General features: G+C 35.7%; 16 protein-coding genes. All 16 read right to left on the bottom strand.

Translation table 11 applies throughout. The features are described from left to right. Window positions 1-21 precede the first annotated feature (21 nt). Window positions 22-297: an RNA-binding S4 domain-containing protein gene (locus tag F0362_RS00325; RefSeq protein WP_001234879.1), complete on the bottom strand. Its 276-nt coding sequence runs from the start codon at window positions 295-297 to the stop codon at window positions 22-24. 14 nt (window positions 298-311) lie between these two features. Beyond that, on the bottom strand, window positions 312-1,772 hold the full coding sequence (gene mazG, locus F0362_RS00320) for a bifunctional methyltransferase/pyrophosphohydrolase YabN (RefSeq protein WP_000014272.1): 1,461 nt from the start codon (window positions 1,770-1,772) through the stop codon (window positions 312-314). A gap of 12 nt (window positions 1,773-1,784) precedes the next feature. Further along, window positions 1,785-3,386: a putative polysaccharide biosynthesis protein gene (locus tag F0362_RS00315; protein WP_149889610.1), complete on the bottom strand. Its 1,602-nt coding sequence runs from the start codon at window positions 3,384-3,386 to the stop codon at window positions 1,785-1,787. 228 nt (window positions 3,387-3,614) lie between these two features. After that, window positions 3,615-4,151: a stage V sporulation protein T gene (spoVT, locus tag F0362_RS00310; RefSeq protein ID WP_000648310.1), complete on the bottom strand. Its 537-nt coding sequence runs from the start codon at window positions 4,149-4,151 to the stop codon at window positions 3,615-3,617. Between the two features lie 136 nt (window positions 4,152-4,287). Next, on the bottom strand, window positions 4,288-7,818 hold the full coding sequence (gene mfd / locus F0362_RS00305; protein WP_149889608.1) for a transcription-repair coupling factor: 3,531 nt from the start codon (window positions 7,816-7,818) through the stop codon (window positions 4,288-4,290). Window positions 7,819-7,923: 105 nt separating this feature from the next. Then, window positions 7,924-8,148 (bottom strand): anti-sigma-F factor Fin, encoded by a 225-nt coding sequence (locus F0362_RS00300; protein WP_000399440.1) that lies wholly within the window; start codon window positions 8,146-8,148, stop codon window positions 7,924-7,926. A 70-nt stretch (window positions 8,149-8,218) separates the two neighbouring features. Then, window positions 8,219-8,779 carry an aminoacyl-tRNA hydrolase gene (gene pth, locus F0362_RS00295; protein ID WP_301272097.1) on the bottom strand — a complete coding sequence of 187 codons (561 nt, stop codon included), beginning with the start codon at window positions 8,777-8,779 and terminating at the stop codon, window positions 8,219-8,221. A 72-nt stretch (window positions 8,780-8,851) separates the two neighbouring features. Then, window positions 8,852-9,805 (bottom strand): ribose-phosphate diphosphokinase, encoded by a 954-nt coding sequence (locus tag F0362_RS00290; RefSeq protein WP_000107420.1) that lies wholly within the window; start codon window positions 9,803-9,805, stop codon window positions 8,852-8,854. Window positions 9,806-9,823: 18 nt separating this feature from the next. Next, entirely contained in the window at window positions 9,824-11,203 is a 1,380-nt protein-coding gene (gene glmU, locus F0362_RS00285) for a bifunctional UDP-N-acetylglucosamine diphosphorylase/glucosamine-1-phosphate N-acetyltransferase GlmU (RefSeq protein ID WP_000071045.1), read from the bottom strand. Window positions 11,204-11,527: 324 nt separating this feature from the next. Further along, entirely contained in the window at window positions 11,528-11,821 is a 294-nt protein-coding gene (spoVG, locus tag F0362_RS00280; protein ID WP_000454042.1) for a septation regulator SpoVG, read from the bottom strand. A 152-nt stretch (window positions 11,822-11,973) separates the two neighbouring features. Beyond that, complete coding sequence (locus tag F0362_RS00275) at window positions 11,974-12,348, bottom strand: RidA family protein (protein WP_000869820.1); 375 nt, start codon at window positions 12,346-12,348, stop codon at window positions 11,974-11,976. 125 nt (window positions 12,349-12,473) lie between these two features. After that, complete coding sequence (gene purR, locus F0362_RS00270; RefSeq protein ID WP_000702479.1) at window positions 12,474-13,322, bottom strand: pur operon repressor; 849 nt, start codon at window positions 13,320-13,322, stop codon at window positions 12,474-12,476. 54 nt (window positions 13,323-13,376) lie between these two features. Then, window positions 13,377-14,246 (bottom strand): 4-(cytidine 5'-diphospho)-2-C-methyl-D-erythritol kinase, encoded by an 870-nt coding sequence (gene ispE / locus F0362_RS00265; protein ID WP_000772089.1) that lies wholly within the window; start codon window positions 14,244-14,246, stop codon window positions 13,377-13,379. 197 nt (window positions 14,247-14,443) lie between these two features. Beyond that, window positions 14,444-14,623, bottom strand: a complete 180-nt coding sequence (gene sspF / locus F0362_RS00260; RefSeq protein WP_001985066.1) for an acid-soluble spore protein SspF — start codon at window positions 14,621-14,623, stop codon at window positions 14,444-14,446. A gap of 91 nt (window positions 14,624-14,714) precedes the next feature. After that, window positions 14,715-14,975 (bottom strand): biofilm formation stimulator Veg, encoded by a 261-nt coding sequence (gene veg, locus F0362_RS00255; protein ID WP_000044348.1) that lies wholly within the window; start codon window positions 14,973-14,975, stop codon window positions 14,715-14,717. Window positions 14,976-15,213: 238 nt separating this feature from the next. Further along, window positions 15,214-16,077, bottom strand: coding sequence for a sporulation peptidase YabG (gene yabG / locus F0362_RS00250; protein WP_001173740.1), 864 nt, complete (start codon window positions 16,075-16,077; stop codon window positions 15,214-15,216). Window positions 16,078-16,140: the final 63 nt, after the last annotated feature.

The raw sequence follows: 16,140 nt of genomic DNA, 5'->3' as shown, positions 1-16,140 counted from the left end.
TGTATGAAGGGATAGCATATTTTAGAACAAGCCCTCTTCTGCTTTTACTTTTTCTTCGCGAACTAGGCTATACATATTTGCTGCATCTTCTTTTTTTGTTGTTTCTTTCAATTCATTTACTTTCACCGTTACTATTTTTTGACCGAAACGAATTGTTAATTCATCAGCCACTTTCACATCTGAACTCGCTTTTGCGACTTGACCATTGATAGATATTCTTCCTTGATCAGATACTTCTTTTGCTAATGTTCTTCTTTTAATTAAACGTGACACTTTCAAAAATTTATCTAGACGCATATCAAATCCCCCTATTAACGCTCTGTTTGCTTTGCCTCTTCCCATAAAACATCCAACTGTTCTAATGACAGATCTTGCATTTCTTTATTCATTTCAGCTACTTTTGCTTCCATGTATAAAAAACGCCCCATAAATTTCTCATTAGTTGAACGTAATGCTTCTTCTGGATCTAATTTATAATGACGAGCTATGTTAACAAATGCAAATAGTAAATCGCCAAATTCACCTAGCATCTTTTCCTCATCCATATTTATAACTTCTTGCTGGAATTCTTGCCATTCTTCTAGGGCTTTCTCTATCATTGGCTGTACATCAACCCAATCAAATCCAACCTTTCCAGCTTTCTTCTGAATTTCGTAGGCACGCATTAATTGCGGCAAACTTTTTGGAATTCCAGTTAAAACAGATTCTTTTACGAATCCCTTTTCTTGTTTTTTAATTTCTTCCCAATTCGCAATCACTTCTTCAGCATTATTTACATCTGTATTTCCAAACACATGTGGATGACGACGAACCATTTTCTCCGATAAAGTTCGAATAATATCATCGATGGAGAACCAACCTTCATCCTCTCCAATTTGGGCATGAAGCATGACTTGTAATAATATATCACCTAGCTCTTCTACTAAGTGATCATCGTCCTCTTCATCAATTGCTTCCAATACTTCATAAGCTTCCTCAATTAAATACTTCTTTAAAGATTGATGTGTTTGCTTTTTATCCCACGGACAACCATTCGGTCCACGAAGGTCTGCAATAATTTCTCTCAGTACATCAAACTGTTGATACAAGGATGCACGTTCCTGAACTGGTGGTACATACACACTCGTTAAATTATTCAATTCTGTTTCATGATCTAACATGTACAACGGTACCTTTTTGACTTGTTCAAACGAAGTTCCTGCAGCTGTTACGATATACACTTCATAATCATCTGGCAATATTTCCATTAATGTTAACTTCACATCTGAAGCAACGAACGCATCATACACTTGGCAAAAGATTAAATGTTGACGTAATTCTAATTGCCCTCTTTCAAATGATGTAGCATCAATTAATTGGAATCCTTCAATCGGATCGATTTTTAAACTTGCGAACATTGGATCAAGGAAACTTTGTCCACCTTCAATTCGCACTTCAACATTTGCTACTTCTCCTTTTTCTAAAAGTAGCTGAACTGTTCTTTCTGCTACTAGCGGATGACCTGGAACAGCATAAATAATTTCTGCACCTTCAGCTTGTTCTAGCAATGTATTCGCAATTGTTTCATATACAATTTCAAATGTATCATGCGCTTCATATATATTGTCGAAAGCCGTATATTTTATACCTTCTTTCTCCAACTCTTCTATAACCGGGTGCTCCTTCGTTCTAACAAACATATGGTCTGCTACTTTTATCTTTCGGTATACGCCCATCGTCAGCTGATCTAATTCACCAGCACCTAATCCTAAAATAGTAATGATTCCACTCACAACCTGTCACCTCTATCCACTCTTCTTCAATGAACCTTCTTTTTTCTCTTTTTTCATAACGGATCCTAATTCTTCTTTTGTAAATACACGTAATTTTAAAATTAAAAACATGTATGTCAATCCGCCAATAGCTACACCTAACAACGCTTCAAATGTCGCGATTCCTCTATGATTCCCATCAATTACTAACCCAGACATTTGTAACACACGAATAAACATTATTAATACAAATCCCATACTGATACCACTAATAACTATACCGAACATCTTCTGCTTATTAATAAGCGACCCCGATACAGATTGCATAAGTAATACACTATTTAACAAGGCAATTACAACAAGCGCAATTAAAGTTGCAATCGCAGCTCCTTTAACTCCAAAATGCGGCATTAACATATAGTTTAAAACTAACTTCAAACAACCTCCAAATACAACGAATATTGCTGGTTTTAATGTTTGTCCCAGCCCTTGTAAAATAGAAGCAGTTGTAATTGACAATGAACTAAATAAAATAGATAAAGATAAAATCGATAACACATCTGACCCATCACTATTCTCAAATAACATAATATTTGTAGGCTGAATAATGCAAGTTAATCCGATGGCTGCTGCAAATCCAATAACAAGTGTTATTTTCATCGCTAACTTTACCTTTTCTTGAATAAAAGCAAGATCTCCTCTTTCCTTTGCCGCTGTAATAATCGGAATAAGTGACAATGAGAAAGACGTTGTCACGACAGTACCTAATTGCATGAGAGGGATACTTCTGTCATAAACACCTTTTAGTACCTTTGCACTTTCAGCCTGTTCCCCTGCCCCAATGAGTAAAGTATAGAAGGAAACCGAATCTGCCATTTGTATAAAAATAAGGACTAAATTACTAACACAAATAGCTATTCCTTGCCAAAAAAAGATTTTAACAATTCTTCTTTTTCCCCCAACTCTCTTCAAGCTTTTAAAGAAAATGGCGCGAAAATCATGACGCATATAAAGTAAAAGTACGATAATTCCAATAAGCCCGCCTGCAATCGAACCTAACATAGCACCTGCACCGACTGTATATAGATCAAATCCGTGAGCAATAAGGAATAGTGATAAAAAGACAATAATAGATACACGAATCGTTTGTTCAATTACTTGTGAAACAGCCGTCGGCATCATATTATTAAATCCTTGAAAATATCCTCTCGCTACGGATAAGAATGGCATTAATATGAATGAAAATGAAATAACACGTAATAACTTATATAAGTGTACATCACCCATAGCCGATGCAATCGTTTCGGCACCAAAGAACAATGTGAAAAACCCTATAAAGCCAATTCCTAATAAAAACCAAAAAGATACACAAATTATTTCTTCTGCTTCTTTTTGTTTTCCTCTTTCTAATCTTTCTGCAACCATTTTTGAAATTATAATAGGGAATCCATAAGTAGCTAAAATTAAACAAAATCCATAAAACGGATAAATTTGTTGGTAAATATAAAAACCAACATCTCCCGCTATGTTTTGATATGGAATACGGTAAAAAGCGCTTAATACTTTTGTAATAAAACTTGCGATCGTTAATATAATAGCCCCACGCCAAAAGGCTTGATACTTCTTCGCTTCCATACAAGAAAACTCCTTTTTCTATTCTCACCTTTCGTATTATATCACAAAGAAAAAACAGGCTCCCTTACACCCACGAGTAATAAAGAGTTCTTACAAAACTAAAAATGTTCAACGAAAAAAGGTAGCAAAGCGCTACCTTCATTCAATATACCTATATCTCCAAATAATTGATTTTTCAAAAGAAATATCATAATTAGGAAAGATTGCAACTTCTAAAATTATATATCTTTACTGCTCCATTTGCTTCGCTAAGAAGCTCGCTGCTGTATTTACTGACTTATGCTCTACTTCACTTATAATAGCCTCTTTAGAGAAGATAATAACAGCTCCAATTGGATCCCCATTCGCAACAATCGGGCCAATTGTATAGGAGCTAACTTTTTCTGTTACTCCATCAATAATTGAAATTTCGCTTTCGTCCGTCATAATTACAGACTTACGCTCTTCCATTGTCTTCTCAATTAAATCGCCAACACTTTTATTTAAGTATTCTTTTTTAGATATGCCTGCTACTGCGATAATAGAATCACGATCACACACAAGCACATTATGTCCTAAGCTATCGTATAAAGCTTCCGTATATTCTTTTGCAAAATCCCCTAATTCACTAATCGGAGAATATTTCTTCAAAATTACTTCTCCATCGCGATCAACAAATATTTCTAGTGGGTCTCCTTCTCGAATACGTAAAGTTCTACGAATTTCCTTCGGGATTACTACCCTGCCTAAATCATCAATTCGACGTACGATTCCAGTTGCTTTCATTCTAATGCTGCCTCACTTTCTACTGATGATCAAAGTGGTGAATTTACCTGTTCATGTAAAAATCACCAACTGTTAGACATAGTATTTTACACATTAGTTCTTCTATGCACGTCGAATTGTATTTTTTTATCTAATATTAGGCATTTATTACTTCTTTTTTTACATCTGGTAAGCCTTTTAATAAATTTTCAGCAATTGTTAACCACTTCGATGTCTCTAATCCATTCGTTTTCATAACGATTTTCAATTGTGATCCTTCCATTCCAAGACCGATCATACGCCCAAAACTATTTCCAAGCATGAATAATTTTCCACCATCAATATTTTGGCTTGCTTGTTCTGAGAACAGAATTGTTACTTCAAATTTATTTTGCTTAATTAATTCGATTTGTTCTTTCATTGCCAATACTTTAATATTTGCAATTTGTAATAAATAACCAACTTCTTGTGGGTAATCACCAAATCTATCGATCATCTCTTCCTGTAATTCTTCAATATCCTCAATTGTAGAAACACCTCTAAATTGTTTATACATCATAATCTTTTGTTTACTATCTGAAATATAAGCATCTGGTAAATACGCATCTACTTCTAAATCAATTTCAACATTAACTGTATTTTCAACTCCATCGGTTCCTCTGCGCTGTTCAATTGCATCTTTTAACATTTGAGAATATAGATCAAATCCGACAGAATCAATAAACCCGTGTTGTTCTGCCCCTAACAAGTTACCCGCACCACGAATTGATAAATCTCTCATCGCAATTTTGAAACCAGATCCAAGCTCTGTGAACTCTTTAATTGCTTGTAGACGTCTCTCTGCAACTTCTGATAGCACTTTATCACGTTTGTATGCAAAGTATGCATATGCAACGCGATTAGAACGCCCAACACGCCCACGAAGCTGATACAACTGCGATAGTCCCATACGATCTGCATCAAATACAATTAACGTATTAACGTTCGGGATATCTACACCTGTTTCAATAATTGTTGTACTTACAAGAACATCATGCTGTCCCTCTAAAAACGATAGCATAACAGACTCTAATTCACTTTCGTTCATTTTCCCATGTGCGTATGTTACACGAGCGTCTGGAACTAGCATCGAAATTTCATCTGCTTTTCTTTCGATATCCTCTACCCGGTTATATAAGAAGTAAATTTGCCCACCTCTTGCAAGCTCTCGCTCTATCGCTTCTCTCATTAACGCTGGATTATATTCCACCACATACGTTTGTACTGGGAAACGATTTTCTGGTGGCGTTTCAATGACAGATAAGTCCCGCACACCAAGCATAGACATGTGAAGTGTACGTGGAATTGGCGTTGCCGTTAGGGTTAACACATCAACATTTGCTTTTAATTGTTTAATTTTTTCTTTATGCGTCACACCAAATCTTTGTTCTTCATCAATAATAAGAAGTCCTAAATCTTTATAAGTAACATCTTTAGATAAAATACGATGCGTTCCGATTACAATATCTACTGTGCCATCTTTTAACCCCTTAAGCGTTTCGTTTTGTTGTTTCCGCGTGCGGAATCTACTTAGTAACCCTATATTAATCGGGTAATCTTGAAAACGCTCTCGAATTGTTTCATAGTGTTGTTGTGCCAGAATTGTTGTCGGTACTAAAATCGCAACTTGTTTTTCATCCATGATTGCTTTAAATGCTGCACGAATAGCTACTTCGGTCTTTCCATATCCTACATCACCACAAAGAAGCCTATCCATCGGACGTCCGCGTTCCATATCTTTCTTAATTTCTTCAATAGAACGTAATTGGTCATCTGTCTCTTGATACGGGAAGGAAGATTCAAATTCTTGTTGTTCTGCCGTATCTGGTGTATATGCATAGCCTTTTGAAGCTTCGCGCTCAGCATATAATTTAATTAGGTCATCTGCAATGTCTTGTACAGATTTTTCAACCTTCGTTTTGACCTTCTTCCAATCGTTCCCGCCTAATTTATAAACTTTCGGATCCTTACCTTCAGAACCCACATATTTTTGCACTTGATCGATTTGTTCAATTGGAACATATAGCTTATCGTTACCTTGATATTTAATATTTAAATAATCTTTATGAACACCATTAATCTCTAATGTCTCAATACCTAAAAATTTACCTATACCATGATTTACATGAACTACATAATCTCCAACTTTTAATTCCGAATAACTTTTAATACGCTCAGCATTAGATAACTTTTGCTTACGTTGTGATTTTTTAACTTTCTTATGAAAAAGCTCCTTTTCAGTAATGACAACGAGCTTTTGCATCGGCATTTCAAATCCTGCATGTAAATCACCTACAGCAATCTGTAACCTTCCAGGCAATAAAATATCTGTGCCCTCTACAATATCCGCTTCAATATCATAATCACTTAAAATATGTTGTAGTTTTTTTACACGTTCATCATCTGTTCCAAGCACAACAGTCGTAAAGTGCCCTTCATTCCATCTATCAATTTCAGTTTTTAATAACTGCATCTGCCCATGGAAATCTTGCATTGTTTTACATGTCACATTCACAATGTTTTGCGGATGCGTATGTGCTATATGGCGTAAGAATAACGTTAAATATACAAAACTTCTTTTTTTATGATGAAGAAATCCCTCAAATGAGTGGGAGAAAGATAAATCCTGAATTATTGTTCCTTCACCAAGAAGTGATATATACCATTCCGCTTCTTCCGTTTCAAGATGTGATGCTGTTTCTTGAATACGAGAGATTTCATCTAAAATTACAACACCATCTTCTGGTAAATAATCTATCAGACTAGCAGGTTCTTTATAGAAAATAGATAAATATTTAAATATCTGTTCTATACTTTGGCCATTTTTCAACATTTCAATTTCATGACTTACTGTCTCAAACACTGCAGTCTTTAATTTGTCATCGGAAAGTTTTTGCATCGTCTTAGTCAAACCTTCTTCAAGATGCTTAATTCCCGATTTCAATTCTTCCTGTGAAAATAAAAACTCTGTTGCCGGACCAAACTTAACACTTTCCTTTTTATCTTGAGAACGCTGTTCATCCACATCAAATAATCGAATAGAATCGACTTCTGTATCGAAGAATTCAATACGGAATGGTAATTCTTCAGTTAATGGGTAAATATCTAATATGCCCCCGCGCAAACTGAACTCCCCCGGAGCTTCTACCATCGACTTACGTTCGTAGCCAATATGATGTAATGTATGCAAGAGCGCCTCTAAATCAATCTCTTGCCCTAGATTAATTTCAATTTGCTTTTGCTTCCATAATTCTTTTATCGGTAAAAATCTACGTAATCCTGCGACTGGCGCTACAATAACCCCATTCTCTCCTGCCGCTAAACGATTTAGCACCTCAATGCGTTGCGCTTTTAATTCTGGACTTGCAACACCGATTTCTGATGCAATTAATTCGTTTACTGGGTACAGCCATACATCTTTTTCACCAAGTAATGCCACTAAATCTTCATGTACCTTTTGTGCTTGATATAGATTGTGTGTGACAATAAGTTGCGATTTCTTTGTTTTTTTATATAAAGCTGCCATTAATAATGAACGAGAAGATGTTGCCATACCTGATATAAGTTGTTCTTTTAAACCATCTTCTAACCCATTAATAACCGATTGTATTTCTTCATTTTTATAAAATTGCTCTAATAAACCTATCATTATCAAAACTCCTCTCAACATAAAGAGCAAGTCACCATATTTTATGCAAATATTTTGGAAAAAGAAAACAGAAAAATGCTTTGGACATGCCAAAGCGACAACATTTTATTGTAGAAATTTTTCATATTCATAATACTCAGGATAAGATGCGAGCGTTTCTTGGCACAATTCACAAATCGTTTTTATATATATATTTCCATTCTCATGAAAATGAATCATCTCTACTACCTCTTGCTCTGTTAGTTGAAATAAAACGTCGCTATATACTTTTTCTGCGGTAACGGAGCCTACATTACTCCCGCAATGCCTACAATAATAATACCCTTCCATACTAGCCTCCTAAATATCCAGTTACTACTAGTATGGGTAAAAATAAAATAAAATATTCCCAATCATAACCTTAACTGTTGAAAGTATTCATGATTTGGAGAAAAGGCTTATTTAACCACTCTTCACATGCATCCGCTGCTTTTTCAATGGAATGATCGACATCAGGAATCTCTTCGGATGTAAAACGTCCTAATACGTAATCTACTACCTTCATCCCATTTTTCGGGCGATCAATTCCCATACGGATACGTTGAAACTCTTGCGTTCCTAAATGCGAAATTGTTGATTTCACGCCATTATGTCCACCGGCACTCCCTTTCATACGAAGGCGTAATTTACCTACCGGGATATCTAAATCATCATACATAACAACGAAATCATCAACATCAATTTTATAGTAATCCATAAGTGGACGAATACTTTCCCCAGATAAATTCATATATGTAAGTGGCTTTAATAAGATTACTTTTTCTCCATTAACAAATCCTGCACCAAATACTCCTTTAAACTTCTGTTCATTCAAAGAAATGTTCCAACGCTTTGCAAGTTCATCAATTGCCATAAATCCAATATTATGCCTTGTTAATTCATATTCTCTACCTGGGTTCCCAAGTCCTACTATCAATTTCATTCTTGTACCACTACTTTCTTTTTTCGATACGAAAAGACGTAACCAAGCTTGGTTACGTCTCATTCTATCCAATTAATTGAATAATACACTTACAGATTCTTCTTCGTATACACGAATGATTGCTTCTCCAATTAATGGAGCAACTGAAAGTTCATGTACTTTGTCGATTTTCTTTTCTTCTGGTAATACGATAGAGTTCGTTACAACTAACTCTTTAATATTCGAATTTTGAATACGTTCAATTGCTGGGCCAGATAATACTGGGTGTGTACAGCAAGCATATACCTCAGAAGCACCGTTCTCAACAAGAGCGTTTGCTGCTAATGTAATTGTACCAGCTGTATCAATGATGTCATCAATTAAAATTGCTGTTTTGCCTTCGATGTTACCGATAATGTTCATTACCTCTGATACATTCGGACGAGGACGACGTTTATCAATAATAGCGATTGGCGCTTTTAGGCGATCTGCCATTTTTCTAGCACGAGTTACACCACCATGGTCAGGTGATACGATTACGATGTCTTTAAGACCTTTTGTTTCAAAGTAATCTGAAAGAATCGGTACACCCATTAAGTGGTCGATTGGGATATCAAAGAATCCTTGAATTTGTGGAGCATGTAAATCTAGAGTGATTACACGAGTTGCACCTGCTGTTTCAAGCAAGTTTGCTACAAGTTTCGATGTAATTGGTTCACGAGAACGCGCTTTACGGTCTTGACGCGCATAACCATAGTAAGGAATAACAATATTAATTGTTTTTGCAGATGCACGCTTTAATGCATCGATCATAATAAGTAATTCCATGATATGTTCGTTTACTGGGAAGCTTGTAGATTGAATAATGAATACATCGCAACCACGGATACTTTCTTCAATGTTAATTTGAACTTCTCCATCACTAAAACGATCAACAGAACATTTTCCTAGTCCTACTCCAATATGCTTTGCGATTTGCTCAGCAAGTTCCTTATTAGAGTTTAAAGAGAATACTTTCAAATTAGAATTTAGATATTGAGTCGACATCTAGATTAACCCTCCACATTATGATTTTTTCTTATTCAGCAATTGATCAACATAGTCTTCTTTGTTAACTTGACGTGCACGTGCTACCGATAATGCTTTTGATGGGACATTCTCTGTAATTGTAGAGCCTGCTGCCACATAAGCACCATCTTCAACTGTTACAGGAGCAACAAGATTTGAATTACATCCAATAAATACCCCGTTACCAATCACAGTTTTAAATTTATTCTTGCCGTCATAGTTCACCGTAATTGAACCACAACCAAGATTCACGTCTTCTCCAACTTGTGCATCCCCGATATAACTTAAGTGTGAAGCTTTACTTCTATTACCAAAAACAGTTTTTTTGATTTCCACGAAGTTTCCAACGCGTACTTCGTCTCCAATAACTGAATCTGGGCGAATATGTGCAAATGGACCAACCGATACTTCTGTACCAAGCTTACTATCATGTACAGTAGATTGACGAATTGTCGTACGATCTCCAATTTCACTATCGCGAATTACTGTATGCGGTCCAATTTCACAATCAGAACCAATTACAGTGTTTCCCTCAATAATTGTTCCTGGATGAAGAACTGTATCACTACCGATAATTGCATCAGCAGAAATATACGTGTTACTTGGATCAATAATTGTAACACCATTTACCATGTTCTTTCGGTTGATACGATTTTTCATAATAATTTCCGCTTGCGATAGAGCGACTCTGTCGTTAACACCTAACGTTTCATCGAAGTGCTCTGTTTGATAAGCTGATACGATATGACCTTCATTTTTTAAAATCTCAATAACATCTGGAAGGTAATATTCACCTTGTACGTTATCATTTGAAACTTTAGAAAGTGAAGCGAATAAAGCTTTATTATCAAAACAATACGTACCTGTATTGATTTCTTTAATAGCTAATTCTTTTTCATTTGCATCCTTATGCTCAACGATCTTTTCAACATGACCATTTTCGTTACGAACGATACGGCCATATCCAGCAGGCTCTTCTATGTATGCTGTTAGCACAGTTGCCATTGCTCCTGCTTCTTTGTGTTGCTGAAGTAATGCTTCCATCGTTTCAGCAGTTATTAAAGGTGTATCACCACAAATAACTAAAGTTGTTCCTTCTTCATTTGCAAGTACGCTAGCAGCTTGATCTACAGCATGCGCTGTACCAAGTTGTTCTGCTTGTAATGCAAACTCACTTACGTTTCCTAGCTGTTCTTGTACCATTTCAGCACCATGTCCAACGACCGTTACAAGTTTCTGCAATCCTAATTGAGTTACTTGATCGACTACGTGTTGTACCATAGGTTTTCCACATACAGGATGCAGCACTTTGTATAGCTTAGACTTCATACGTGTGCCTTTACCTGCAGCTAGAATCACTGCAAATCTGTTTGACATATAGACCCTCCATCGCAACCTATTTATCCATTAACGATATTATCCTAAATCATCATATATTTCAAGAAACACATTTTAACTATTAAATTTTACCATAATTCTTATAAGATGTTTTACTCTTTAGTATCTTTTTTAAGAAATAAGCTATACTATTTAAAATGATTTTGAAAAAATTAGTAGTTTCTTCTCTTCATTTTAATAAACGATGAATGTTTTAAATATAAATTATATAAAGTCAAAAAAAAAAACAAACTCCTGTAAATGCTTACAGGAGTTTGCTACAAAATTATAAGACTTTCTTTCAAAAGCCTTTTCATTCGAATTTTACGAAGCACCTGCTTCTTCAAACTCAACCTCTTCTAACTCGCCTAAACGATGATACTCCGTTAAAACCGCATCTTGAATTTTAGAGCGTGTATTAGAATTAATCGGATGTGCAATGTCACGGAATTCTCCATCTGGAGTACGTTTACTTGGCATTGCTACAAATAATCCATTATTACCATCAATTACACGAATATCATGAACAACAAATTCATGGTCTAGAGTAATAGAGGCAATTGCTCTCATGCGGCCTTCTGTGTTTACGCGGCGTAATCTTACGTCAGTCACTTCCATCTTGTGTTCACCACCCTTTTCTAAATAAGCGATATATTTGTATAAATTCCACAAATTTTCTATTTTCCCTTTAATTTTTTAAAAATTTTTAAGATAAAAATTTTTATTGCAATTGAATATAAGGATTAGTAGAGGTTATCGCTTACAAAAGGTTACTTAACTAGGGCGATTACTTCGATTTCAACTGAAACATCTTTCGGTAATTTTGCTACCTGTACACAAGAACGTGCTGGTTTATGAGTAGAGAAATAAGAACCGTATACTTCATTAACAGCATTAAAATCATCCATATCTTTTAAGAATACTGTTGTTTTTATTACCGTATCAAATGAAGCACCTGCTTCTTCTAATACTGCTTGTAAATTTTCAAATACTTGTTCTGTTTGTACTGTTACATCTCCCGTTACAAGCTCTCCACTTGCTGTTAATGGAATTTGTCCTGAACTGTAAAACATATTATTTACAATAATCCCTTGTGAATAAGGTCCAATTGCTTGTGGTGCCTTGCTTGTTTGAACAACTTTCATATTTTTTCACCCTTTTATTATTTATTTTTACTCTTTAAAAATAGTGCACGAAAAGCAGTTTGTCCATCTATTTTATAATTTATAAATAGAATAAAAAAAAGATAAAGCCATTTGCTTTACCTTTTTTATTCAACCTCTACAAGTCCTTCATCAAATGGTGTAAGTGAATAATTCCCCTTCTCCACTTGAATCGATTTTTCTTTCACATCAACTTCTGAAAGGCGAATTAATGATACAAAGTTATTAATAAGTCGTTCTTCGATATCTGTGGATTCTACTAATACACCGATACCAACAACATTAGCCTTAAACTCTTCTAGCATACTCATCATACCTTGAATTGTTCCGCCAGCTTTCATGAAATCATCAATAATTAAAACGTTTGATCCCTCTGGAAGACTACGCTTTGCCAACGTCATTGTTTGTATTCGTTTAGAAGAACCTGATACATAGTTAATACTAACAGTTGGACCTTCTGTTACCTTATTATCTTTCCTCGCAATTACTACCGGTACATCTAAGTAGTTTGCCACTGCATAAGCAAGTGGAATCCCTTTTGTTGCTACCGTCATAACTGCATCGATTGGTTGCCTAGCAAAGACAGAAGCAAACAAACGACCTGCACCATTAATATGACGAGGATTACTTAAAAGATCTGTCATGTATAAGTAACCGCCAGGCAAAATACGATCTGGATTTTCAAATAAGCTACAAAGCTCATCAATAATTAGATCTGCCTCTTCTTCACTTATATATGGTATATATTTCACTCCTCCTGCTGCTCCTGGTACCGTTTGCAATGTGCCGACCCCTTGTTGTTCAAACGTTTGCTTAATAATAACTAAATCTTCACTAATAGAGGATTTAGCCGATTGATACCTTTCAGCAAAAAAAGTGAGAGAAACTAGCTGACGAGGGTTTTGTAACAAGTAATATGTCATATCGACTAATCTTGTACTTCGTCTAATTTTCATACGCCCACCTCAAATCACGAATATTCTAAACAAATCATAACGTATTATACGTCTTTATTCAAGCGTTTCTCGCTCTCCTAATAAACGTACCGCATATACTTGTTCACAAAATCCTTTTAATCCGTTATAAATGCGATGCATTCGCGAATCATGGTGTACAAGTCCGAATACAGTTGGACCACTTCCACTCATTAATACAGCATCTGCTCCAAATCGTTTCATCTGTGCTTTAATACGAGCAACTTCGGGATGCATCTTAAATGTTACATCTTCTAAGACGTTACCAACAGTATCACAAATCCCTTTGTAATCCCCAGCATTGATGACATCAACCATTTTATCTACATTTGGATGTGTAACTCGATTTAGTTTTAAATTTCCATACACGTCAGCAGTAGATACACCAATATGTGGCTTCGCTAAAATAACCCAACAAGAAGGTGGCGTTTTTATATGCTCAATTCGCTCTCCTCTTCCAGTGGCAATTGCTGTCCCTCCATATACACAGAACGATACATCTGATCCAATTTCTGAGCCAAGCTCTGCTAATTCGTCAATTGTAAGCCCTAAATTCCATAATTTATTAAGACCACGTAATGTCGCTGCTGCATCACTACTTCCACCTGCTAATCCAGCTGCTACTGGAATCGTTTTTTCAATAGTAATAGATACACCTTTTTTCACATTAAACTTCTCTTTTAATAATTTCGCTGCTTGATAAGCTAAATTTCGTTGGTCGTCTGGGACATACCGATTATGGGATAAAATTTCAATACGGTCTTCTGCTAATTCCATTAGTTCTAAACGATCCGCTAAATCAATTGTTGTCATAATCATTTTCACTTCATGATATCCGTCTTGTCTTTTTCCCAGTACATCTAACGACAGATTAATCTTTGCTGGTGCTTTCACTAGTAGCTTCAATCTATTCACCCACTCTATGTACTCAATCTTTTATCGTTTATTTTACCATAAATTTATAGTAAGACGATGACACTTCCCTAATTATAACGAAAAGCATTCAGAATGAAACTACTTATGTAAAATGATGGCACCTTTCAGAGTACAAAAAGCCGAGGAATCTCTCCTCGGCTACCGTAGCATAGAAAGTAATCTTACAACTACTGGTTTTGTTTCATTAATTGCTGTTCTGCAATTTCTATAGCGCGTTTCACCATATTACCAGCATCTTTCGCACGAATTCCGCCCCATCCTTCTTTCTGAACAACATCATAAAAGCCCAGCTCTTTTGCTAGCTCTTCTTTAAACTGGTTTGACATGACACCTCTTCGTCTACTCAATGCAGAGTCCCCCCTTATTTTGCTACGGTATAATTAGTATGCAAAATAATATAACTTTTCATTTGTGGGAATATATGTAACGACACATGAGTTATAAAATAATTTCATTATGGGGTTCACCATAAAATGTTAACTCTACCGTCTCTGTTAAAACATCTGCATAACTATAAGATACACGTTGCAATGCATCTTCTTGTTGGTCTAACTGTACAACAAACACAGAACGATAAGTTTCTGCAAGTACACCTGATTGCTCCACTGTTTTTCTTCTTCCGCTATTCGCCTTTAACATAAGTCGCTGTCCAAGATGGTGATCTAATTCGCTTTTAATTTCATCTAAACGTTTTGACATATACCTTGCTACACCTCGCTGTAATTTAGATTGAACACTTAAAACACGATATATCTATCCCAATTATTAACCGCAATTCACAGACTATATCATTATAAAAGCATCATGCGTTCGAATAGATAGAAGAAATACTATATTGTAAAAGTATCATTGTATAGTCTTTACGCTCTTACCACTTTTTATCCAAATTCATTTCATTCTCTTACGCATAAAAAAGCAAGATACGTATGTACCTTGCTTATTCTTCATAATGTTGGAAGGGTAATCCTGTTCGTAAAATCCCTCTCGTTTCAATTCCACCCAGTCCTTTTTCACCAGTAATCGTATTACGTACAACATCCCATACATTTACTCTCTCCATAAATGAAGTGAAGCTAATTTTACCAACCACATACACAGGGTCTAGTGCATGAATGTTAATCCTAGACGGAGAACTAGCAAAGTTAGCACCCGCTCGAATTAACGCCTCGAAATGCGATTGACACGCCCCAGCAAAAATAACGAGTTGATCCAATGATGGATATTTTTTTCGTACTTCTCGGACAGCCTGTACAAAATGCCTTGAATGCCTATATGCTGCTAAATCTCCCTTTACCCCTTTGGATTTTGTATAGGCATCGTGTCCTGTAATAACTAAAATGTCTGGGCGGAAATGATCTATTAAGTCTACTACCTTTTCGTGCATCTCTGTTTCCTTACAATGAACACCTTGTACAGGAACACCAATTTTATTATATAGGTCTAAACACTTGCGCAAATACAAAGGGTCCCCATCTATATGCAATACGCGTCCTGGCATTTGAAAGTAATTCACTTCACTTGTGTATCCACCAGTTGAAGTGTGTTCATGCCTTTGTTTCATCAATACATAATCTTGTTGAAATAAACGGTACGTGCGCTCCATTGTTTCTTTTTCACGCTTCACTCTTTTTTTATGTTCTCGTTGATCTATACTAATTAAATCTTCAAGCGGCGCATCTGCCACAAGTCTAATTTCCTCCCCAAACAATATAGCTATCTCGCCTTTTATTTCTATAATACGAAAAAGGATATCCCTATTATGAGAATATCGTTCCACTAATTCTCCAACATGTAAAGCCATTCTCCTACCTCCAAACTCGTTAGGCCATCTTACCTGTTTTTAAAGTATGAATTTAGGAAAGGA

This window comes from Bacillus sp. BS98 (genome assembly GCF_008432245.1).
Lineage (GTDB): Bacteria > Bacillota > Bacilli > Bacillales > Bacillaceae_G > Bacillus_A > Bacillus_A toyonensis.
Note: the sequence above shows the minus strand (reverse complement) of the source record. Positions and strands in the feature narration are given on the sequence as shown.